This window comes from Chitinophaga filiformis (assembly GCF_900102545.1).
In the GTDB taxonomy this organism is placed as follows: domain Bacteria; phylum Bacteroidota; class Bacteroidia; order Chitinophagales; family Chitinophagaceae; genus Chitinophaga; species Chitinophaga filiformis.
In genome coordinates, this window is sequence record NZ_FNBN01000001.1 from 330,992 (window position 1) to 350,185 (window position 19,194).

The 19,194-nt window shown below is 44.3% G+C and carries 18 protein-coding genes; 5 read left to right on the top strand and 13 right to left on the bottom strand.

Annotated elements, in window-relative coordinates; translation table 11 throughout:
• The first annotated feature begins 33 nt into the window (after nucleotides 1-33).
• Complete coding sequence (locus tag BLR32_RS01410; protein ID WP_089828455.1) at nucleotides 34-1,278, top strand: RNA polymerase sigma factor; 1,245 nt, start codon at nucleotides 34-36, stop codon at nucleotides 1,276-1,278.
• A 14-nt stretch (nucleotides 1,279-1,292) separates the two neighbouring features.
• Here the strand turns inward: BLR32_RS01410 and BLR32_RS01415 are convergent, their stop codons facing one another.
• The 7 genes from BLR32_RS01415 to BLR32_RS01445 form a co-directional block, all read right to left on the bottom strand.
• Entirely contained in the window at nucleotides 1,293-2,072 is a 780-nt protein-coding gene (locus BLR32_RS01415) for a succinate dehydrogenase cytochrome b subunit (protein WP_089828456.1), read from the bottom strand.
• Between the two features lie 76 nt (nucleotides 2,073-2,148).
• Entirely contained in the window at nucleotides 2,149-2,505 is a 357-nt protein-coding gene (locus tag BLR32_RS01420; protein WP_089828457.1) for a YciI family protein, read from the bottom strand.
• 70 nt (nucleotides 2,506-2,575) lie between these two features.
• Nucleotides 2,576-2,788, bottom strand: coding sequence for a hypothetical protein (locus BLR32_RS01425; RefSeq protein WP_089828458.1), 213 nt, complete (start codon nucleotides 2,786-2,788; stop codon nucleotides 2,576-2,578).
• A gap of 230 nt (nucleotides 2,789-3,018) precedes the next feature.
• Nucleotides 3,019-3,774 (bottom strand): SDR family oxidoreductase, encoded by a 756-nt coding sequence (locus BLR32_RS01430; RefSeq protein ID WP_089828459.1) that lies wholly within the window; start codon nucleotides 3,772-3,774, stop codon nucleotides 3,019-3,021.
• Between the two features lie 314 nt (nucleotides 3,775-4,088).
• Complete coding sequence (locus tag BLR32_RS33915) at nucleotides 4,089-7,262, bottom strand: sigma-54-dependent Fis family transcriptional regulator (protein WP_245705328.1); 3,174 nt, start codon at nucleotides 7,260-7,262, stop codon at nucleotides 4,089-4,091.
• A gap of 235 nt (nucleotides 7,263-7,497) precedes the next feature.
• Complete coding sequence (locus tag BLR32_RS01440) at nucleotides 7,498-8,271, bottom strand: alpha/beta fold hydrolase (RefSeq protein WP_089828460.1); 774 nt, start codon at nucleotides 8,269-8,271, stop codon at nucleotides 7,498-7,500.
• Nucleotides 8,272-8,282: 11 nt separating this feature from the next.
• The gene (locus BLR32_RS01445; protein ID WP_089828461.1) at nucleotides 8,283-9,275 is read right to left on the bottom strand and encodes a hypothetical protein; all 993 of its coding nucleotides are present in this window, start codon (nucleotides 9,273-9,275) and stop codon (nucleotides 8,283-8,285) included.
• Between the two features lie 366 nt (nucleotides 9,276-9,641).
• On the opposite strand from BLR32_RS01445, the gene BLR32_RS01450 reads away from it, so the two are divergent.
• Nucleotides 9,642-10,487, top strand: a complete 846-nt coding sequence (locus tag BLR32_RS01450; RefSeq protein WP_089828462.1) for a LamG domain-containing protein — start codon at nucleotides 9,642-9,644, stop codon at nucleotides 10,485-10,487.
• An 84-nt stretch (nucleotides 10,488-10,571) separates the two neighbouring features.
• Here the strand turns inward: BLR32_RS01450 and BLR32_RS01455 are convergent, their stop codons facing one another.
• Nucleotides 10,572-11,036, bottom strand: coding sequence for a hypothetical protein (locus tag BLR32_RS01455; RefSeq protein ID WP_089828463.1), 465 nt, complete (start codon nucleotides 11,034-11,036; stop codon nucleotides 10,572-10,574).
• Between the two features lie 373 nt (nucleotides 11,037-11,409).
• Between BLR32_RS01455 and BLR32_RS01460 the strand changes: the two genes are divergently transcribed.
• Nucleotides 11,410-13,833, top strand: a complete 2,424-nt coding sequence (locus tag BLR32_RS01460) for an ABC transporter permease (RefSeq protein WP_089828464.1) — start codon at nucleotides 11,410-11,412, stop codon at nucleotides 13,831-13,833.
• A gap of 113 nt (nucleotides 13,834-13,946) precedes the next feature.
• Here the strand turns inward: BLR32_RS01460 and BLR32_RS01465 are convergent, their stop codons facing one another.
• The 5 genes from BLR32_RS01465 to BLR32_RS01485 form a co-directional block, all read right to left on the bottom strand.
• The gene (locus BLR32_RS01465; RefSeq protein ID WP_143011324.1) at nucleotides 13,947-14,399 is read right to left on the bottom strand and encodes a hypothetical protein; all 453 of its coding nucleotides are present in this window, start codon (nucleotides 14,397-14,399) and stop codon (nucleotides 13,947-13,949) included.
• Between the two features lie 109 nt (nucleotides 14,400-14,508).
• Nucleotides 14,509-15,219 (bottom strand): LytR/AlgR family response regulator transcription factor, encoded by a 711-nt coding sequence (locus tag BLR32_RS01470; protein WP_218124134.1) that lies wholly within the window; start codon nucleotides 15,217-15,219, stop codon nucleotides 14,509-14,511.
• Nucleotides 15,191-16,255, bottom strand: a complete 1,065-nt coding sequence (locus BLR32_RS01475; RefSeq protein WP_245705329.1) for a sensor histidine kinase — start codon at nucleotides 16,253-16,255, stop codon at nucleotides 15,191-15,193. The genes BLR32_RS01470 and BLR32_RS01475 overlap by 29 nt, the downstream gene beginning before the upstream one ends.
• A 318-nt stretch (nucleotides 16,256-16,573) precedes the next feature.
• Nucleotides 16,574-17,491: a helix-turn-helix domain-containing protein gene (locus BLR32_RS01480; RefSeq protein WP_089828466.1), complete on the bottom strand. Its 918-nt coding sequence runs from the start codon at nucleotides 17,489-17,491 to the stop codon at nucleotides 16,574-16,576.
• A gap of 67 nt (nucleotides 17,492-17,558) precedes the next feature.
• Nucleotides 17,559-18,299 carry an SDR family oxidoreductase gene (locus BLR32_RS01485; protein ID WP_089828467.1) on the bottom strand — a complete coding sequence of 247 codons (741 nt, stop codon included), beginning with the start codon at nucleotides 18,297-18,299 and terminating at the stop codon, nucleotides 17,559-17,561.
• A gap of 164 nt (nucleotides 18,300-18,463) precedes the next feature.
• Here BLR32_RS01485 and BLR32_RS01490 point away from each other — a divergent pair, with 164 nt between their 5' ends.
• Together BLR32_RS01490 and BLR32_RS01495 are read left to right on the top strand one after the other, a co-directional pair.
• Entirely contained in the window at nucleotides 18,464-18,622 is a 159-nt protein-coding gene (locus BLR32_RS01490) for a hypothetical protein (RefSeq protein ID WP_176842124.1), read from the top strand.
• Nucleotides 18,622-19,155, top strand: a complete 534-nt coding sequence (locus BLR32_RS01495) for a GNAT family N-acetyltransferase (RefSeq protein WP_089828469.1) — start codon at nucleotides 18,622-18,624, stop codon at nucleotides 19,153-19,155. Before BLR32_RS01490 ends, BLR32_RS01495 begins: the two co-directional genes overlap by 1 nt.
• Nucleotides 19,156-19,194 lie beyond the last annotated feature (39 nt).

Below are 19,194 nucleotides of genomic sequence, written 5' to 3' on the forward strand. Positions count from 1 at the left end.
TATTTTTGCAGGAAGGCATTTTTATTTGTTTGTATGGAAGAGAGAGAGCTGTTACCTCATTTATTCAGGACTGAGTACCAGAAAATAGTTTCGGTACTATGTTACCTGTTTGGCATCGAACACATAGGTGTGGCAGAAGATATTGTAAGTGATACTTTTCTTGCTGCTACCGAATCGTGGAGTGCAAAAGGAGTACCTGATAACCCGACGGCATGGTTATATACGGTCGCTAAAAACAAAACAAAGAACTGGCTGAAGAGAAACTCCTTCTTTCAGCAGAAGCTCATGGTCGATCTGCAGCACAGTATCCCCCAGGGAGAAGAGATCGAAATAGATCTTTCCGAACAGAATATTACAGACAGCCAGCTGGCCATGATCTTCACCGTATGCCATCCTTCTATCCCCACTGAATCGCAGATAGCACTTGCACTCAATCTGCTCTGCGGTTTTGGCGCACAGGAAATTGCAGATGCTTATCTGACCAATAAGGAAGTGATCTACAAAAGGATCAGTAGAGCGAAAGAAAAATTAAAGGAGGCAGATATAAAAATACAGCAGCCCACACTTGCCGAAATAAACGAGCGGCTGGATACTGTACTCAAAACATTATACCTGCTTTTTTCCGAAGGCTACTATTCCACTTCCACTAATACAGTGCTACGAAAAGACCTTTGTGTAGAAGCCATGCGGTTGAATTACCTGCTGGTAGAATATCCACATACCAATAAACCGGCAGTCAATGCACTCCTGGCATTAATGTGTTTTCACGCCTCACGTTTTGATGCAAGGCTAAATGATACAGGAGGAGTGATCCTGTACGAGGACCAGGATGAAACCCTCTGGAACCGCGAGTTGATTGAGCGGGGGGAATACTATCTGAACGAAGCTGCCGCCACTCCTACTGTCACCAAGTATCACCTGGAAGCTGCCATTGCTTACTGGCATACCCATAAGGCTGACTCCGGAGAAAAATGGGAGAACATCCTGGACCTGTATAATCACCTGTTAATACTGGAGTACTCCCCTATTGCTGCATTAAACCGCACCTTCGCGCTCGCCAAGGTCAAAGGCAAACAACAGGCGATCAATGAAGCAGAAAAGCTACAGTTAGCTGATAATTATTTTTACCACTCACTATTAGGCAATCTGTATACTGACATCGACGACTATAAAGCACTGCAACATTATAAAACAGCGTTGCAACTGGCGCATTCGGCAGTCGACAGGGACCTGATGGCAAAAAACATTGATCAGTTAAACCAGCGGCGGAGTAATTAATACTCTCCGCTGCATTACAGCAGGCTCTTTATATAGAATACAATCGGCATCGATGCGAAGGCCAATGGGATGATGACCGCAAAGAGCCATATACCTGTAGATTGTATGATAGTTGTGTATCGTTTGTGTACCATCCCCACTGTCCGGAAAGCGCTCTGAAAACCATGGTACAGGTGATAGGACACGGCTACCATAGCGACGAGGTACAACAATGAATACCACCACAGTCCGAAGCTATGCGCCACTATCGCATAGAGGTCTTTTACACGCACGATCTCCACATTATTCTCCGTAGTTACTGCGTATTCAAAGTCCGCGGAAACCGGCTCGTAAACAGTAGAGGTCAGTCTTCCTGTGAGCAGTTCTTTCCGGTATTCCCGGTACGTGCCTTCCATGAATTTATACCTGGCCCAGAAGTTACTCATATGTATGATGAGGAATAGGAAAATAATACTGCCCAAAAGTCCCATATTCAGGGAAGCCCACTTAACGGGTGTTTTGGGCGCAACGGCATATTTCACGGGACGCGCCTGACTGTTTTTCACCGTCAGTATAAGTGCATAAAAGGCATGTATCAGGATAGAGATATACAGCAGATAACTGATAATTTCCACAGGCAGGAAATGGGTCATGAAGTGGGCATAGATATTAAAGAAATAGCCTCCGTCGCCGGCAAATAATGTAAGATTGCCACCCAGGTGTACAATGAGGAAAAGGCAGAGGAATAATCCTGTCATAGACATGATCAGTTTCTTACCTATGGAGGAATTGAAGAGTTGTGAAAACTTTATCATAGCAGATGTTTTAATAAAGCCTTTACGGCGTTACAACGCTGTAAAGGCTTTATTTTGTTTTTGTTCAGTAATGCTTTCAGGCAGCGGTAATAGCCATACGTACTTCAACGATAGCGCCGTATTTAATGATAGGACAGCCTTTTGCTATTTCTACTGCTTCGTCATAATCTTTGGCTTTTATCAGGAACAGGCCTCCGATGGATGCCTTGTCCTCGGCATAGGGTCCGTTGTACACATGATCTTTCTTTTTCTCATGCTTAATGACACGACCATCAACATCCCAACGCTTTGGAGGCGCTACCAGTTTGTCCTGGGCTGCTATGCTGGCCACCCATTCCTGGTAGGGTTTGAGGGCTTCTTTCATTTGTTCCGGAGAGGGCGCCGGGTTGTTGCTGGTCAGATCCCTGTGGATCACTAAGAGGAACTCTTGCATTTTTGTGCTGTTTTAATGTTAATAATGGAGACGATATATTTATTCAATACTGATCATGAGACTTCAAGTCCTAGAGTAATGTTGTTTGCTGCAGGTATGCCAGTTGCATACTCCTGATGATGCGGGCAACATCTTCTTCGGTCTTGCCGGTTTTACGCTCAAGTCTGGTATACAGCTCTCTTTCTTTCCCCACCTCAAAGACTAAATCTTCTTCTGTAAGTTCGCTGAAACGTTGTTTGAGCAGTTTCTTCAGTACCGACCACTGGTATCCCCGGATGTTCATTGTAGTATAGTTATGGGTTATAGATTGATTCAGACCTGCCAGGCGCTGATGTGTCGTTGCGTTGTTGACCGGATGTCGCGTGAGAAGACCGCGCCGGCGTTAGGTAGAGCTTATGCGCGAACGGGTGGAAAGCGCATACCTGTTACAACAGCCTCAACGAACTGACACCCGTCATCTTCGTTACAGACAGCACATGGCAAGTCGTGAAAAGCAGATGTGAGATTTCCGGTTTAGACTTTCACCGGCTGGTTGGCAAACCATGTTTCGAAATCGATCTTGCCAATACGTGGATTAGCGCCGGGAACCAGCGACTGGTCATTCAGTTCAGCGCCAAAATACAAGGCATGCGGATCGGCAATTATAGGGCGTGCATCTCCCATTTTGTCCAGATAGCGGCCAACAAGTATGTCCATGCCCACTCTTTCCGGACCGGCGATCTCAATGGTGCCATTGAGTGGCGCACCCACAGCAACATCCGTTACTGCAGCAGCTACATCATCTGATGCGATAGGCTGGATAGCGGCTGGTGGTAAATGGATTGCTTCTCCTTTTGCGCCTGAAGCTGCAATACTGCCCAGGAACTCAAAAAACTGGGTAGAGTGTACGATGGAGAAAGGAATACCTGATTGCCGGATAAGATTTTCCTGCACCAGTTTTGCACGCATATAACCACTATCCTGCAGTCTTTCAGTACCCACCACAGACAATGCGATGTGATGTTTGACACCTGCTTTTTTTTCTGCCGCCAGCAGGTTATGTCCTGCTGTCTGGAAGAACTCCATTACAGCCTTGTCTTCAAAGGAAGGAGAGTTCGCCAGATCTATTACCACAGCCGTTCCCTCCATTACTTCCGCAAGCCCTTCGCCTGTAATAGTGTTTACGCCTGATGCAGGAGATGCTGCAATTACTTCGTGGCCAAGTGCGCGAAGTCTGTTTACTGTTTTGGAACCAATAAGCCCGGTGCCACCGATTACTACTATTTTCATGATCTGAACTTTTAATGCCTGTATCCAGGCAGGAGTTAATAAATTGGTTTAATCTTTTCCGTTATCCCCGTTGTGCTGATTTGTAGGGGAAGACATTGTAACCGTTCAACGATTTCGCTTATTGTTTTACAAGCCGGATGCCAGTCGCATAAACAACTAACAACCAATACACTATATCAAAAACAGGGGTTTTTATTTCACTTTATTAAGAGAATTGGCAGTGGGTTTCACTAAATATAGTGAGCGTATTACCCGCATAAATAAAAAAGGCCGGAACCGTATATGTTCCAGCCTTTGTATGAACTGCATCGTCGTTATCTTATGAAATAATCTGCTTTAGAGATACCCAGCTTTTTCATCTTGGAATGAAGCGTGGTACCAGGTACTTCCAGCACTTCTGCTGCGCCACCAACGCCAGATATTTTACCGCTACATCTCTTCAGTACATCAATGATGTGAGCGCGTTCAATCTGTTCCAGTGTTACATTATAGGATCCGGATCCCAGCACTGGTTTATTTATCGTCTCATGCCGGGGCAGATGAATCTCTGTTAAGGTATGGCCTTCGCACAGGAGGATACTTCTTTCTATCAGGTGCTCAAGCTCCCTGACATTACCTGGCCATGGATAGCTTTTTAGCTCCTGCAGTACCTGGGGCGAGATACTATTTACCCTTTTACCGGCATTCTTACTGAATTTGGCAAGAAAGAAATTAGCCAGCGACTCAACATCTTCCAGCCGATCCCTTAACGGAGGCAGCTCGATAGGAAATACATTCAGCCGGTAATAGAGATCAGACCTGAAGCGGCCTGCCTGCACCTCTGCTTCCAGGTCGCGGTTTGTAGCCGCAACGATGCGTACATCCACCTTAATGGTAGCCTTACCTCCGATCCTCTCCAGTTCCCTTTCCTGTAGTACGCGTAAAAGTTTCACCTGTAGCTCCAGCGGCATCTCTCCTATTTCATCCAGGAACAGCGTACTGTTGTTCGCCAGCTCAAACTTGCCGATCCTTCTGTCTATCGCGCCGGTAAAGGCGCCTTTCTCATGACCGAAAAGCTCACTTTCTATCAGATGGGCAGGCAAAGCGGCGCAGTTCACTTTTACCATCAATTTGCTCTTACGGGAGGATGCATTATGAATGGCCCGTGCTATCAATTCCTTGCCGGTACCCGTTTCGCCCAGTAAAAGCACCGTTGAACTGGTTTCCGCCACCTGCGATATCAGGCGGTAAACTTTCTGCATCTGGGCGCCATTGCCGACGATCTCTGAAAAGTTGTAGATCGTTTTGATCTGCTCTTTCAGGTAGTCATTTTCCATCTCGAGCTTCTGCTTATACTCAAGCACTTTTTCATTGGCCCGGATATTAGCAATAGCGATAGCCACCTGTGCACAGATCCCTTTAAGAATAGTGAGATTGACCTCATCTATCAGCAACCAGAATGTTCCCACGTTTACATTCCCCACGCGTAGCAGCGCCCCAAAAGCATGTTTTACCCCTACCTCTTTCCAAAGACGGATATAGTTACCCGGATTGCCCAGTCGTAACTCTTCCTCAACATCAAAGAGCACCGTTCCGCATTCCAGCACTCTTGCCGTGAGGGGTTCATTTATATCAATCTTCTGGGATGCCATCATTCTGAAAGTCTCCACCACTTTTTCAAACAAACTTTCATCATACAGATAAGGGCTGAGTGTAACCCCATCATCCTCCATGACACGGATCATGGCCAGTTTTACTTTCAGCACGTTCCGCAGTACTTCGCAGATCGTGTCTTTCAACTCATCTTTTGTACGCACAGCAGCAATGTTGTGACTGAATTGCACCAGGAAGGACTGTTCCCGTTCCCTACGTAATAACTCCTCATTAGCCATAATATTCGACATGGCCACCGAGGTCTGTGCGCATATACCCTGCAGCAGGGGAATATTTATTTCTTCAATACCCAACCATAAAATACCCAGTTTTGTATCACCTGTACGCAGGGGTGCGCCCACCATTGTGCGGAGGCCCATCCTTTTCCAGAATTGCAGGTATGGGGTAGTATTCCCCCGGTTGATCTCCATATTTATACTAAAGAGAAGGGGGATTTCACTATTGAGCACCCTGTTTTGCAGCCCATCTTCAATAGGAAACTTCATGGCCTTTATTTCCTGCAGTTCATCATCATCATCTGCAATGTTAAGAGCATCGAAAATATAGGCGGTCGTCGTAGTCTTATCGTCATTGATCTTCCGGACTACAAAACCCAGTTGTGGTTTTAATTTCCGGAGACAGGTACGCAACACATCTGCGAGGTCTTCCTTACTTCTTACACCGGCAATATCGCTACTGAACTCGAGCAGGAATGATTTTTCATTCTCTCTTTTTATGATCTCTTCGTTGGCCGATATATTACTGATGGCAGTAAACACCTGGCCGGATATGCGCTGAATAATATTTATTGCCTCCTTCCCAAAGGTGCCCACTTTATCAGCGAATAACATGAGGCTATACTTGGATGAACCGTTGTCGCCCAATATCTTCACAATCATTTCCCGGGCGTCCATTTCATAATGCATCTTAAACCACAGCGGCGCCTTCTCCATATCGAAGGACTCCATGTTAAAGACCAGCGGCTTGTAATAAAGGGAGGCAATATCGTAGATACCGTCTTCCACAGGGGTAGGCATGTCAAGCGTATCGCCAAAATCTGTCAGCTCTCTGACAGTGGCCTCTGCATCGGCCAGGTAAGCCTTATAATACTCCTCTGCGTCATCCATCACCGTCATCATGCTGTGGGAAAAGCCAATGACTTCCCGCAGGCCTGAATTGAGCACATTCAACATGTCCTGCCGGGTCCGGACCTTCACCATATCATTGCTTAAAGTCAGCAACACTTCATTAAGCCTTTCCTCCCGGCTTATTTCCTCGTTCCTGATGATATTGATCACCGCACCTGAGATCTGCGGAGCAATGCCCTTTATAATGCTTTTAATTTCGTCGGTAAAGCCATTGACATTCACAACATACATATGCAGAAACCCAATCACCTGCTCCTTGCTTTTAAGGGGCGTCATCAGGATCTCTCTCACGCCGCCTTCGTAATTCACCCTTAAGAAAGGGGGACTCCCCGGAGCATCCATGATATCTTCCAGTATGAAGGAACTAGGCGCATCGTTTTCCAGTACCTGCTGGATGAACGGTTCATCCAGTGGAAAGTGCCCGGCCACAAGAGAGGGGTAAACCGGGTGGTCTTTAATGGGAGAAGATTTGGGATCGAGTAGAAAAGGGCAATAGACCCGCGCTTCATGGTCTATCAGGCTAACAATAGCATGGGAAAAAGGGAATATCTCCTTGAGCCTTGATGAAAACAGGACGATCAGGTCATTTTTCTCTCTCACCTTTGTGATATCATCCCCTAACTCCAGGAGTATTCTGCGCTCATTTTCCAATAGCTTTATCCGCTGGTCTAACTCAGCACTCACCGTTTCCGGTTTTCCGTTTGCCATTATACTGTTCATTTTTTTCATGCTATAAATTGACAGATTGATATTCTTGTTCCACTGCTTTTATATACATGACAATTGAAAACATGATATCTGGACAAATTTTGCCTGATATTTTCCTGCACTTAAAATTTACTCATTTTAAACTGGAAATCAAAATATTATAACTAAAGATCCGGGCAATCGACCCCGGATCTTCAGCATTGATATTTATAAGCTATATGGATGAAAATCAGGCCTATAATTGTGCAGCGGCACGGATAATGAATGATGCCACCTTGTCTGGCTGTGATAACATCGGCACATGACTGGCTTTCAGCTCCAGCGTAGTTGCCTTTATCATTTTTGCTTCTGTCCGCGCCAGGTCGGGAGTCACCATATGGTCATCCAGTCCGATGATACACCATGAGGGTTTAGTCTTCCAGGCAGCAGTAGAGATCCTGTCTGTTGTAGCTTTGGCGGCCCATGGGCCCTGTGTGGCGTAAACGAGCCTTCTCTCCTCCGCTGGCAAGTCCTGAGCAAAGTGTTCATTGATCCCCCTGGCAGACATTGTCAGGTATCCTGAAGCCAGTTGGAATTCCGCGCTACCCGGAGCCGGAGGATAAGGTTTTGTTACTTCAGTTACACCCTGGTTGTCGTCCGGGATCAGCGCACAGACATACACGAGTCCTTTTACTTTTGGGTCATTCCCTGCTTCAGTGACCACAACACCGCCATATGAATGCCCTACCAGCAGCACTGCGCCATCCATCTGAGCGATGGCTCTTTTGGTGGCGGCAACATCATCTTCCACAGCGCTGAGCGGATTTTGTACGGCTATTACGTTAAATCCTTTGGCATGGAGTATAGTGATCACCTTTGACCAACTGGAGCCATCTGCAAAGGCGCCATGAACCAATACTATGTTTTTAATCCCCTTAAGAACTGATTGTGATTGTGCGGGCTGTAACAATGAAAAGAATGCCATCACACCAATCAATACTGCCGACATAAATTGTTTAATAACTGACATAAAATTTATTATTATTTAATTAGAGACGTTGAATAACTATCAGGAGATGTTTCTTCCATCCAGTCTTTTATATAAGCAAGGAGCACTTCTGAGCAGGGCCAGGATTCATGCCTGCTGAATGCCCCGGATACTGCCTGTCCTAAAGCGATACAATGAGACGTGTTCAGCTGGAGTAATAAACCCATGCGATAACCGGCATCGAAACAGTCTCTGCCATGTCCGGGCATATAGAGATTCTCGAATGCTCTTCCACCGAACTGGGATTGCTGTTCCCATGAAAATAGTACAGTACGGTTGGCATAGAGAACGATGAGGGAATCTATGTTCATTGTATTAAAAATGTACAACTGCCTTTCTCTTGCTTCCTGCAACCTGGAACCGGCAACCGCTATATCATATGCAATACCATTCAGCTTACTCCATAGTACATCGGCTTCATTATGATCAAGCACCAATGTAACGCGTCCCAGAGAGGAATACCCTCCTATTATATCGAGGATCTCATCTACTTCAAATACTGATCTCTTACTGATATCCCCAAGGCGGAACACAAATTGAAAATCCCGCCTTTCAAGTGGTTTCAGCACGTCATAAAATATCCCTTCCCAGTAATCGGATGCGCCATCTACGCCAGCCCAGTCAGCAAACTGAACGATCGAGCTACAGCTGAAAAGTGTTTTGAGCTCTTCGACAACTGTGTCATTTTTTATACTGCTCCAGCTGTCACTTTTATCTTGTTCTGCCTGCCAGTCATCCGGTGCTACCAGTCTGCTGAAGAATGTATCCAATATTAAATGGCGTATTCCGAGTCTTTCCCAGAACCGGGAAGGGATTGGTTTATTAATTCCCGCAACATCTGTCTGAAAGTCGCTCTGAAAAGGATTAAAGAGCTCATATTCCCCGATATAATTTATATATACATCCACTGACTGATTGAAATTCTGAATACTACCGGCCACCGTTGCCAGCAGAGAGCCGGCATTGAGTTCATCTTTTAGATACATATCCCTTATTTTAAGTTAATACCTCTGGTCTGTTGATTCCATTTCCCTCCTTATCTTCTGTTCCATGATTCCTTCTCGCATTCCGTCAAAACACTGCCGCGTGCTGCTGATTATTACAAGCGGCGGGCCACTATACAACCTCACTAAATATCAATCACTTACAGAAATAACTATCGTTTTTCTGCGCTTTATTTCGTGAATTGACGAATCAGGGCGATATATTTTCCGATATTTCGGGTGTGTCAAAAGGACACTAAATTTTCTTTTAAGGCGGCAATCCCGTATCTTTCTGTTATGTAACTATAACCACAGGTTTATCTTCCAATATTAACCCGCATGATTTCACTTACTTTTAAACTTCACTTTATGAAAACTCTAATTGCGTTTGTATTTGCAATAACGGCCCCGACATTGTTTTCCTGCCAGAAACAAACAGCTGCTGAACAATCACCCCGTCTTTCATTGGCAGAAAAACAACAGGCTGCAGTGGCTGCAGCCACCTGGGAAACAGTGATCGACAATTCCACTTTTGCCAGTTACTCCGCATTTGAAGCGGCGTGGAACTACCTGTATCCATGGGGATCAGATCATAACGGTTCGGCCCGCATGTATGGAAGTCCTACAGATCATAACCACATCTATTTAAACAACGGTGTACTCACCATAAAAGCGTCCTATATCACCTGGAATGAAGGCAACAGCAGTAGCGATCCGCACCTGCCTATCAGGTATCATTCAGGTGCTGTCAATACGAAACTACATGTATTAGTCAATGACCAGTTCCCGAACTGGGAAGTAAAATGCGATTTCCAGGTGCCAACTGTCAAAGGGTCCTGGCCGGCTTTCTGGTTGACAGGCGTTAATAGCTGGCCGCCGGAAAGTGATATTATGGAATTTAAAGGCAATGCTACTAACTGGCAGAATACCTTCAGAACATCTTCTGATGTATCCAGCACGCTTACCACAGTGTCTTCTCCCGGCAGCTGGCATACGTATCGTGCCTGGATTACGAAAGTAAGCGCCACTAATGTTGATATTCATTATTACATTGACGGAGTATGGAAGGCGGTGCATAATGCGAACTTCGTAGGAAAGCCGCTATATGTGATCATTAATATGCAGATGGAAGGATCCAGTGGAAGTCCTGGTCCTACGGCGGATACTTATCTGAATGCAAGAAATATTTATATAGGAAGGACGAGAGAGTATTAGGAGGAGGATAAACCTGTGGTGTTCATTAATTATCTAATCTTCCCGCTGTGGATATTAAAATATTAAAGGCTGTTCTTTCCCCCACTACCTGAACTCAAAAACTGTATGCCGATCCGGTGAACTATTTTCAGTGCTTCTGAATGCCAAAGTATCCTTCTTCAGGATCAATATATCCGCATACTCAAACACAGTATCTAAAGATATTAAGTGTAAAGTTGATAACTGTAATCTGCCATCACTACCAACCTTCCAGGCACGCAGAAAATTTAAACAGTCTCTCTGGTCGTCTGCCGATTTTGCATCGGCAAATGCTCCATCTGAGATAGGATAAGGGTGATTTCTGAATCTTATAAAGTAGCACCGGGCGCCATTGATATGTGTGACCACAGGAGGTTTACCGGTTTCCTCAACCGTTACTGTCATTACAACCCAGGTACCCATTAGTTTACTTTCTGTTTCATTAAGTGGTAAGGTTGGTCTTCCTTTGCTACAGTTGATATACATCCCCATTACCAGCAAAGCACTGGTAAAAAAAGATCTGATTTTCATAAAAACAACGTTTAATGAAAAACAACTTTTTTAGCATCCGTACGTATGTTTGAGGTGGTGGTTATTAGGAGAAGTTAGTAATGTAAGTTAATGAAAATATCTGGCACGTGATAACAGCTATCTCAGCATAGATCCGGATATTCTATAAGTGCCTTTCTTTAGTCCGGTGGCGGACAAAAAATGTCCATTTGCGGACAGTTTATAAACTTGTCATTGTGCATAAACAGGCTGTTTCCAATAGATACAGCCTGTTTAGTTGGTTGGCACCAGATTTGAACGTGTCCTTGCCGCCCTCGTTTGTGCGCAGAAGAAAAACGAATAAACAATATTACCGGCAACCGGAGTCCGGACCACTCCCAGCTTAACATCTATTATGATTCGGAATTATCTGAAAATCGCATATCGAAATCTGAAACGACAAAAAGTTTCAACCAGCATCAATATAGTTGGTTTAGCTATTGGATTGGCTACCTGCATACTGATCATGCTTTATGTGCAGGATGAATTATCCTACGATCGTTATAATGAGAAAGCGGATCAGATTTTCCGGATTGGACTCAAGCTGCGGCTCAACGGAGAGGATGTTAGCGGGCCTGTATTCGGTCCGAATGTTGCCAGGGACATACAACAGGAGTTTCCGGAAGTATTAAAAACAACGCGTATTCTAAGGGGAGGTGATTTTGTTAGCTACGGAACAACTTCATTTAAAGAAGATAATCTGCTGTTTGCCGACTCAACTTTTTTTGACGTGTTTACCATGCCGCTCCTGAAAGGGGATCCGAAGCGGGCACTGACTGAGCCAAACACCATAGTACTGACTGAGGAAACTGCCCGGAAATACTTCGGTGATCAGGACCCGATCGGGAAAGTCTTATCATTTGGCAGCGAAAAAACGCCCTATCGGATTACCGGCGTAGCTGAAAATGTACCTGCGAACTCTCATTTCCGGTTTAATATGTTGGCGTCGTTACCTGGTTACGATGGACAGCATATCGGATGGGCATATAACATGAACTTTTACACCTATGTAGTTCTACCCGAGAAATACGACTATAAACAGCTGGAGGCTAAAATCTCGCGGCTCGCTGAAAAAGAGATTGGTGACGAATTGCAGCAATTTCTAAACCTCAGCCCGAAACAGTTTCGCGAGAAGGGTGATGATTTCGGGATCTTTCTCCAGCCACTCACTGATATTCATTTGCGCTCCCCGTTCGGCGGGACTGAGTTAAGCCAGGGGGGAAATATTCTATACGTATACGGGCTTACAGCCATTGCTGCCTTTATGCTGCTGATAGCCTGTGTGAACTTTGTGAATCTGTCTACCGCTACGGCAGTCCGGCGTTCGCGTGAGGTCGGGGTACGTAAAGTGCTGGGTTCTGTAAAAGGCCAATTGCAGCAACAGTTTCTGATTGAATCGGTTCTGCTGGCGCTTATTGCACTGATAATCGGATTGCTGGTTGCCGGCTTCGCTTTGCCATTCTTCAATCAACTAACAGGCAAGACCCTTACATTGAGTTTTTTGACTAACGGATATGTAGCTGCTGGTTTAGTGACGTGTACTGTACTAGTGGGGCTGCTGGCAGGTGCTTATCCGGCATTTTACCTTTCTTCGTTTAAGCCTGTGCTAGTATTAAAAGGGCGGGGTACAGCCGGGCGGGGAAGTTTCAACCTGCGAAGTGGCTTGGTGGTGTTTCAATTTTTTATCACCATTTCCATGATTATTGCCACTGTTACTGCAGACCGGCAACTACGTTACATGCAAAGTCAAAAACTCGGTTTTAATCGTGAACAAGTATTAGTTATTCATGATACGCACATGCTTCGCAATAACGAAGCCGCATTTCGCGACAAGATCATCCAATCTCCGCAAGTCATCATGGGAAGTATTTCAGGGCAAATACCCGTTGGGAATTCACTCCTTGATAACACCACCGTAATGTCCAGAGAAAACCCTGATAAAGGCGTAATGAGCCGATTCTACAAAGTCGATTGTGAGTATATTCCTACATTGGGGATGCGTATGGTTCAGGGGCGTAATTTCTCAAAAAGTTTCGCTACCGATTCCTTCGCTGTTATTCTGAACGAAACGGCCGTGCGGGCCTTAGGCTGGCAGCAGAACCCGATCGGAAGAGAGTTGATCGGCCACATTGACGATAATGGTGTAAAAACATACTACCGGGTCATTGGTGTTGTAAGCGATTTTCATTTTGAATCCCTGCGGCAGAAAATTGGGCCTTTAGTCATGTTTTTGGGTGGAAATTCAGGTAACATCCTGGTCAAAACCCATACTGATAAACTTTCGCAGTTCCTCGCTTCACTAAAGCAGCAGTGGGAGTCATTTTCGCCCGCAGCCCCTTTTTCCTATTCATTTTTAGATGACCGGTTTAAGCTGGTTTATCTCGGCGAGCTAAAAACAGAACAAGTATTAACCCTCTTCTCAAGCCTGACTATCTTCATTGCCTGTTTGGGCCTATTCGGATTGGCGACCTACACCGCCGAACAGCGTACAAAAGAGATTGGCATTCGTAAAGTGCTGGGCGCATCCGTTGGTAGTGTCGTAGCTCTGCTCTCCAAAGACTTTATCAAACTCATTCTGATAGCACTGGTGCTGGCGTCTCCTATTGCCGGGTGGGGTATGAATCAATGGCTGAAAGAATTTGCCTACAAGGTTACTATTGACTGGTGGATTTTTGCGCTGGCAGGATTGCTGGCGGTCGGGATTGCCTTGCTGACGGTAAGCTTTCAGAGTATCAAAGCAGCGCTGACAAATCCCGTAACAAGCTTACGCAGCGAATAGCACAAAACACCAGGCATGGTGTTCTCCATGTTGAAAGACAAGTCTTCAAAAAAATGAAAAGGGCACAGCCTCAATTCAGGTGCTGAGCCCTCATTACCTCCATCTATTTTAATTTACTTAAACTGTACAGAAGCCAGCATCATATCACCTTCATGCAGTTCCTGCGCTACGTAATGCAAACTCAGCTCCCTGTCTGCGTTTTTCTTTTCTACCTGTAACAGTTCCTTCACAGGTATTTCCATTCCCTTATCATCATCCTTAAACGTCCATTTCTTCAGCACATTTCCTTTTTCATCTTCGATAGCTATGCTGCGGCCGGTGCCTACACCCTTATTTGTACAATGGGTATAGAAGATACGGAGACGGTCATCACTCTGGCTATTACTCAGTTGTAACTTCCTTAGATTAAGCGGCGAATTCACTGCCTGTTTCAGGATCAGTTTATTGTTGAGATAGATCTCATATCTATCCAATCCGCGTTCTGCAGTAAAGCTAAACATGGATAGGCAAAGAACAACAAGCGCTAATAGCTTGTATAATGGTTGTTTGCATGTTGTCTGCTTCATGGTAAAATATTTTTAGTTAACAATGAATAGTACCTGAAGACAATACTAGATGAAATATTAAAGGAGGGAAAAATTAGTCTACCAACAACTGGAATAATCTACCAACGTCCTAGTGGCCTGTGATCAGCCTGTCCATTGCTGCCTTGTAGTTTCTGCCGATGGGTATCTGATGGTCAGCAATGATGATCCGGTTCCTTTCCATCCGCCTGATCTTATCTTTTGCTACAATAAAGGACTTGTGTACTCTAATAAAGCGTGTTTCCGGAAAAAGTTCCTGCATGGATTTAATAGAACCCTTTATAACGATCTTTCCGCTTGATGCATGGATAATAGCATAGTCCTTCAACCCTTGTATATGCGTAACATCAGTAAAGAATAGCTTTATCTTCTGAACGCCGCTTTTCACGAAAATAAAAGTCGGGACATCTTCACTGGTTTCCAGATCAGCTTCCTCTTTCTTTAGCGACAAAAAGTCCCTGACTTTATCCACAGCTTTACAGAAACGGTCGTAGGAGATCGGTTTCAACAGGAAATCTATCACCCCTAATTCATATCCTTCAAAGGCATAATCTCTGAAAGCAGTTGTAAACACAGTAACCGGTGGTTGTGTTAACGCTTTGAGAAAATCAATGCCGCTTATTTCCGGCATTTCAATATCGAGGAATAGTACATCTACCGGATGATGTTTTAAAAACTCATGTCCTTCCAGTGCATTACTGAAACTACCAGCCAGCTCGATAGTCTTGTGCCGTTCGATATAGCCTGCAAGGATTTCCCTGGCTAAAGGTTCATCATCTATCAGTACACATTTCAGTATCATAGTGACTAATTTTTAGATCTACCTGGTATCGATCTGCCCCGTCATTAATCGTCAGGCTATGCTTGTCGGGGAATAACAGCTCCAGCCGTTTCTTTAGATTCAAAAGACCTATACCACCACTTTGCTCAAGTTGCTGCGTATTACCCTTGTTGTTTTCTATGCGTATTTCAAGCGTATCGGTAACATTGACAGAGATGTACAGGTAAGCATTATGCACCGCCCTGCTTACACCATGTTTGAAAGCGTTCTCGACTAAGGGCAATATCAGGAATGGCGGTATCCAGCAACGCTCAATATCTCCTTTCACCGTTAAGTGTATATCTGCATTATTCCCCTGCCTGATCTTTTCCAGTTCCAGGTAATTATTCAGATAGTTGATTTCTTTTTCCAGCGGCACACTTGTCTGGTCACTTTCATACAACATGTACTCCATCAATCCTGCTAACTTCAATACCACCTCCGGTGCTTCGTCCGACTTCTTCAAAGTCAGCGCGTACAAGTTATTTAACGCATTAAACAGGAAATGCGGATTCACCTGTGAGCGGAGATAATTCACTTCAGCCTGTAGTTTTTCTACCCGTATTTCCTGCAATAGTTTCTTCTGCTCATACCAATCCATACTGAATTTCAAGGCGACCGTCAACAACAGGTAAAGAGAAGTATGTGTAAAATTGTAGATCAGTGAAGTGGAAAGCTTAGCGTATCTGCTCGGCCCCAATACATATCCGAAGAGATAGTAGTCGTAAAAACTTTGCACCAACAAATAGCCTATCAATAACATGAATACCAACAAAAAATATCCGCCATACTTGCCCCGTAAAAGATAACGTGGAATAAGCCAGTGGATATTCGCCCAGGCTAGTGCAATGAGCAATGAAACCCTCACCACCACGCAGACAAAAAAATTAGGTAGACCGGCTTTCTGGATCAGGTAGGTGCGGTCATACAGAAAAATAAGCGTAACCATCACCCAGTAGGCGACATAGAAATATCGCCGTCGTGCCATCAGGCCTTTATTGATCGTGGAACTCATCATATCGGACTTTTTACTATTTACGGTATTGATGAGGAAAATGAAAAATCTGGTAGAGCAACTACACAAAAAATAGACGAACGGGGCTACCTCTTTACTAAGGTAGCAACAATAGCCATAAACGACAAGGAACGGTTTATACAAGGACAAGACACTTTGATCCTGGACATATACCGGAAATATGAAATCCCGAAGAGCCAATGTGGATCAAAAACGGCCCGCGATACCATGCTCTATCCATGCCTTTACTATGGCTTTACCCTGCCTTTGACATGCCTTTGGGGTGGACCTGTAACCAGGCACTTCAACGATAACATCCTTTCAAGCGAAAGACTGCCTGAATTCCACAGGCGTCATATTCGTCTTCTGCCTGAACAATTTGTTGAACGATTGCGGATGCTCAAAGCCCAGTTCATACGCAATCTCAGCAATGCTCAGGCTTGTATGACTCAAAATATGTTTCGCTTTTTCAATGAGGTGGTGATGAATCTGCTGTTGAGCACTCAGGCCGGTGAGAGACTTCAGCATATCGGTCAGATATCTCGGAGACACGTTCAGGTGATCTGCCAGTTCCTGGACTGATGGAATGCCGGTTAAGGGAGATTTACGGGTATCGAGACGATCAGACAGATATGCGTCCATTTTGCCGATCAGATCGTTGTAAACAGTTTTGCGGGTGATGAATTGCCGGTTGTAATAACGGTTGCTATAATTCAACAGCAGTTCTATCTGGGATACCAGTACATCCTGACTGAAATGATCGATGTTGTTATCAAGTTCTTTTGCGATAGCGTCAAAAAGGGAAGCAATGATCTTCTTTTCCTTGTCAGACAGGAACAGGGCCTCTGATACGGCATAGGAAAAGAATCCGTATTTATGGATGGCATTGCCCAGGGTATAATTCCTGATCAGGTCCGGATGAAAGAATAAGGCATAACCTTCATATGTCTGCTCTTCACCAGATACAGTGACGATCTGGTTCGGGGCGAGGAAAGCAAGACCGCCTTCTTCGAAATCATAGTAGCCCTGGCCATATTTCACCTGCCCCCTAAAGCTGGTCTTAAATGAGATTTTGTAAAAGTTGAGGGAGTACTTTTCACCTACATCTGCAAACGGCACTTTTGTATTATCGTAGTTGATCAATGCGACAAGCGGATGTAAGGGTGCGGTATGACCCAGCTGCCGCATTAACTCAGATACACTGTTGAAGACGTGTATTTCAGACGAGGCTTTTTTCATGTGCAATCCGTTTTTGGGAAGGAGCTTTACACAGGCACTATAGCAGCGCCTGCGTAAAGGTAGGTAATTAATCCTGTGCTGCAGGGCGGATGATAATATCTCCGATATCTACATTAGCAGGTTGCCCGATGGCAAATGCAACTGCGCTGGCAATGTCGTCTGGAGAGATACCCTGAGTTTCCATCTTTTCCAGAATAACGGCTTTCATCTGCTCATTCTTCAGGTTGTTCACAAATTCTGTCTGTACAAATCCTGGTGAGATGCCTGTTACGCGCAGCCAGCCGTTAGATTCCTGTCGCAATGCCTCGCTGATGGTACGCACTGCGTTCTTTGTACCTGCATATACTCCCTGTAGGGGAACGATTTTGATACCTGAAGTGGAAATAATGTTGATGATATGGCCTGATCCCTGCTCGCGGAAAACCGGTATCGCAGCGGCAATGCCATACAATACCCCTTTCAGATTTATATCGATCATTTCCTCCCAACCTTCAATATCCAGTTCGTCTATGCGGGACAACTGGCTTACACCCGCATTGTTGATCATCACATCCAGCCGGCCATAATTGTCAAGGGCCAGTTTCACAAGATGCAGCAGGTCATCTCTGCGCCTTACATCAGTGACGGTATAAACTACCTCGCCACCGTCCTCTCTTATAGCTGTAGCGAGTTCTTCTAAACGGTCATTCCGGCGGGCACCCAGAACTATCTTAGCTCCTTCTTTGGCCAGCATCAGGGCAATAGATCTGCCGATACCGCTGCTTGCTCCGGTAATAGCTACCACTTTTCCTTTGATTTCGTATTTCATGATGCGTGTTATTTATGCATCAAAGTTCCGGGGAAGGTGGGAGGATGTTGTAGCCAAAAGTGTAAATGTTGTAGCCGGAATGTTTTTTAAAAACAACTAATTTATTATTTCAACATAAATTAATTCCTTTTTTTAGTAACTTTATGATTACTAAAAATTTAAAAATGGCAAGACAGATTAAAGAAACTCCTGTTTTGAAAGGTAAGGATGCTGCGAAATTTTTAGCCGACGTTAATAAGTCAAAAGATCAAAAAGCAAGTAAAGAAGCGCTTGAAAAAATTAAAAAAAATTACGAAAAACTTAAAGCTATTTCTACTTTCTAATGGACTTGTCTGATTTTAGGTTAATTCGTCTGGCTCCTGAAACTCAAATAAAACCTTTCAATTGTGGCGATCAAGACCTCAATGAATTTTTACTCCAGGATGCTCGAAACTATTTAAACGAATTATTAGCGGTAACTTATATAATTGAAAGCGATACTGAAACTATCGCTTTTTTTAGTTTATTGAATGACAAAATTTCACTTCAGGAAATTTGTAGTAACAATCAATGGAAAAAAATTCAAGGTAGACTTCATAGAAGAAAAGGCAAACCGTCTAAAAGCTATCCCGCAATGAAAATTGGCCGTTTAGGTGTTTCTGATTCAGTACAAAATCAAGGGCTTGGCGGTATGATTTTAGACTTCATAAAGAATCTATTTATAAGTAATAATAGAACAGGTTGTAAATTTATAACTGTTGATGCTTACAATCGCTCAACTAAATTCTACGAGAAAAATGGTTTTAATTTCTTTCCAGCCAAAGAATCAGATAACCATACTAAAATGATGTACTTTGATTTAGTGACATTGTTCTAGTGCTTTTATAAATATCAACAAACAACGTCTTTTGAACCC

Coding starts and splice junctions, on each gene's coding strand:
- BLR32_RS01410 (WP_089828455.1), top strand. CDS start 34: ATGGAAGAGAGAGAGCTGTTACCTCATTTATTCAGGACTGAGTACCAG.
- BLR32_RS01415 (WP_089828456.1), bottom strand. CDS start 2,072: ATGATAAAGTTTTCACAACTCTTCAATTCCTCCATAGGTAAGAAACTG.
- BLR32_RS01420 (WP_089828457.1), bottom strand. CDS start 2,505: ATGCAAGAGTTCCTCTTAGTGATCCACAGGGATCTGACCAGCAACAAC.
- BLR32_RS01425 (WP_089828458.1), bottom strand. CDS start 2,788: ATGAACATCCGGGGATACCAGTGGTCGGTACTGAAGAAACTGCTCAAA.
- BLR32_RS01430 (WP_089828459.1), bottom strand. CDS start 3,774: ATGAAAATAGTAGTAATCGGTGGCACCGGGCTTATTGGTTCCAAAACA.
- BLR32_RS33915 (WP_245705328.1), bottom strand. CDS start 7,262: ATGGCAAACGGAAAACCGGAAACGGTGAGTGCTGAGTTAGACCAGCGG.
- BLR32_RS01440 (WP_089828460.1), bottom strand. CDS start 8,271: ATGTCAGTTATTAAACAATTTATGTCGGCAGTATTGATTGGTGTGATG.
- BLR32_RS01445 (WP_089828461.1), bottom strand. CDS start 9,275: ATGTATCTAAAAGATGAACTCAATGCCGGCTCTCTGCTGGCAACGGTG.
- BLR32_RS01450 (WP_089828462.1), top strand. CDS start 9,642: ATGAAAACTCTAATTGCGTTTGTATTTGCAATAACGGCCCCGACATTG.
- BLR32_RS01455 (WP_089828463.1), bottom strand. CDS start 11,036: ATGAAAATCAGATCTTTTTTTACCAGTGCTTTGCTGGTAATGGGGATG.
- BLR32_RS01460 (WP_089828464.1), top strand. CDS start 11,410: ATGATTCGGAATTATCTGAAAATCGCATATCGAAATCTGAAACGACAA.
- BLR32_RS01465 (WP_143011324.1), bottom strand. CDS start 14,399: ATGAAGCAGACAACATGCAAACAACCATTATACAAGCTATTAGCGCTT.
- BLR32_RS01470 (WP_218124134.1), bottom strand. CDS start 15,219: ATGATACTGAAATGTGTACTGATAGATGATGAACCTTTAGCCAGGGAA.
- BLR32_RS01475 (WP_245705329.1), bottom strand. CDS start 16,255: ATGATGAGTTCCACGATCAATAAAGGCCTGATGGCACGACGGCGATAT.
- BLR32_RS01480 (WP_089828466.1), bottom strand. CDS start 17,491: ATGAAAAAAGCCTCGTCTGAAATACACGTCTTCAACAGTGTATCTGAG.
- BLR32_RS01485 (WP_089828467.1), bottom strand. CDS start 18,299: ATGAAATACGAAATCAAAGGAAAAGTGGTAGCTATTACCGGAGCAAGC.
- BLR32_RS01490 (WP_176842124.1), top strand. CDS start 18,464: ATGGCAAGACAGATTAAAGAAACTCCTGTTTTGAAAGGTAAGGATGCT.
- BLR32_RS01495 (WP_089828469.1), top strand. CDS start 18,622: ATGGACTTGTCTGATTTTAGGTTAATTCGTCTGGCTCCTGAAACTCAA.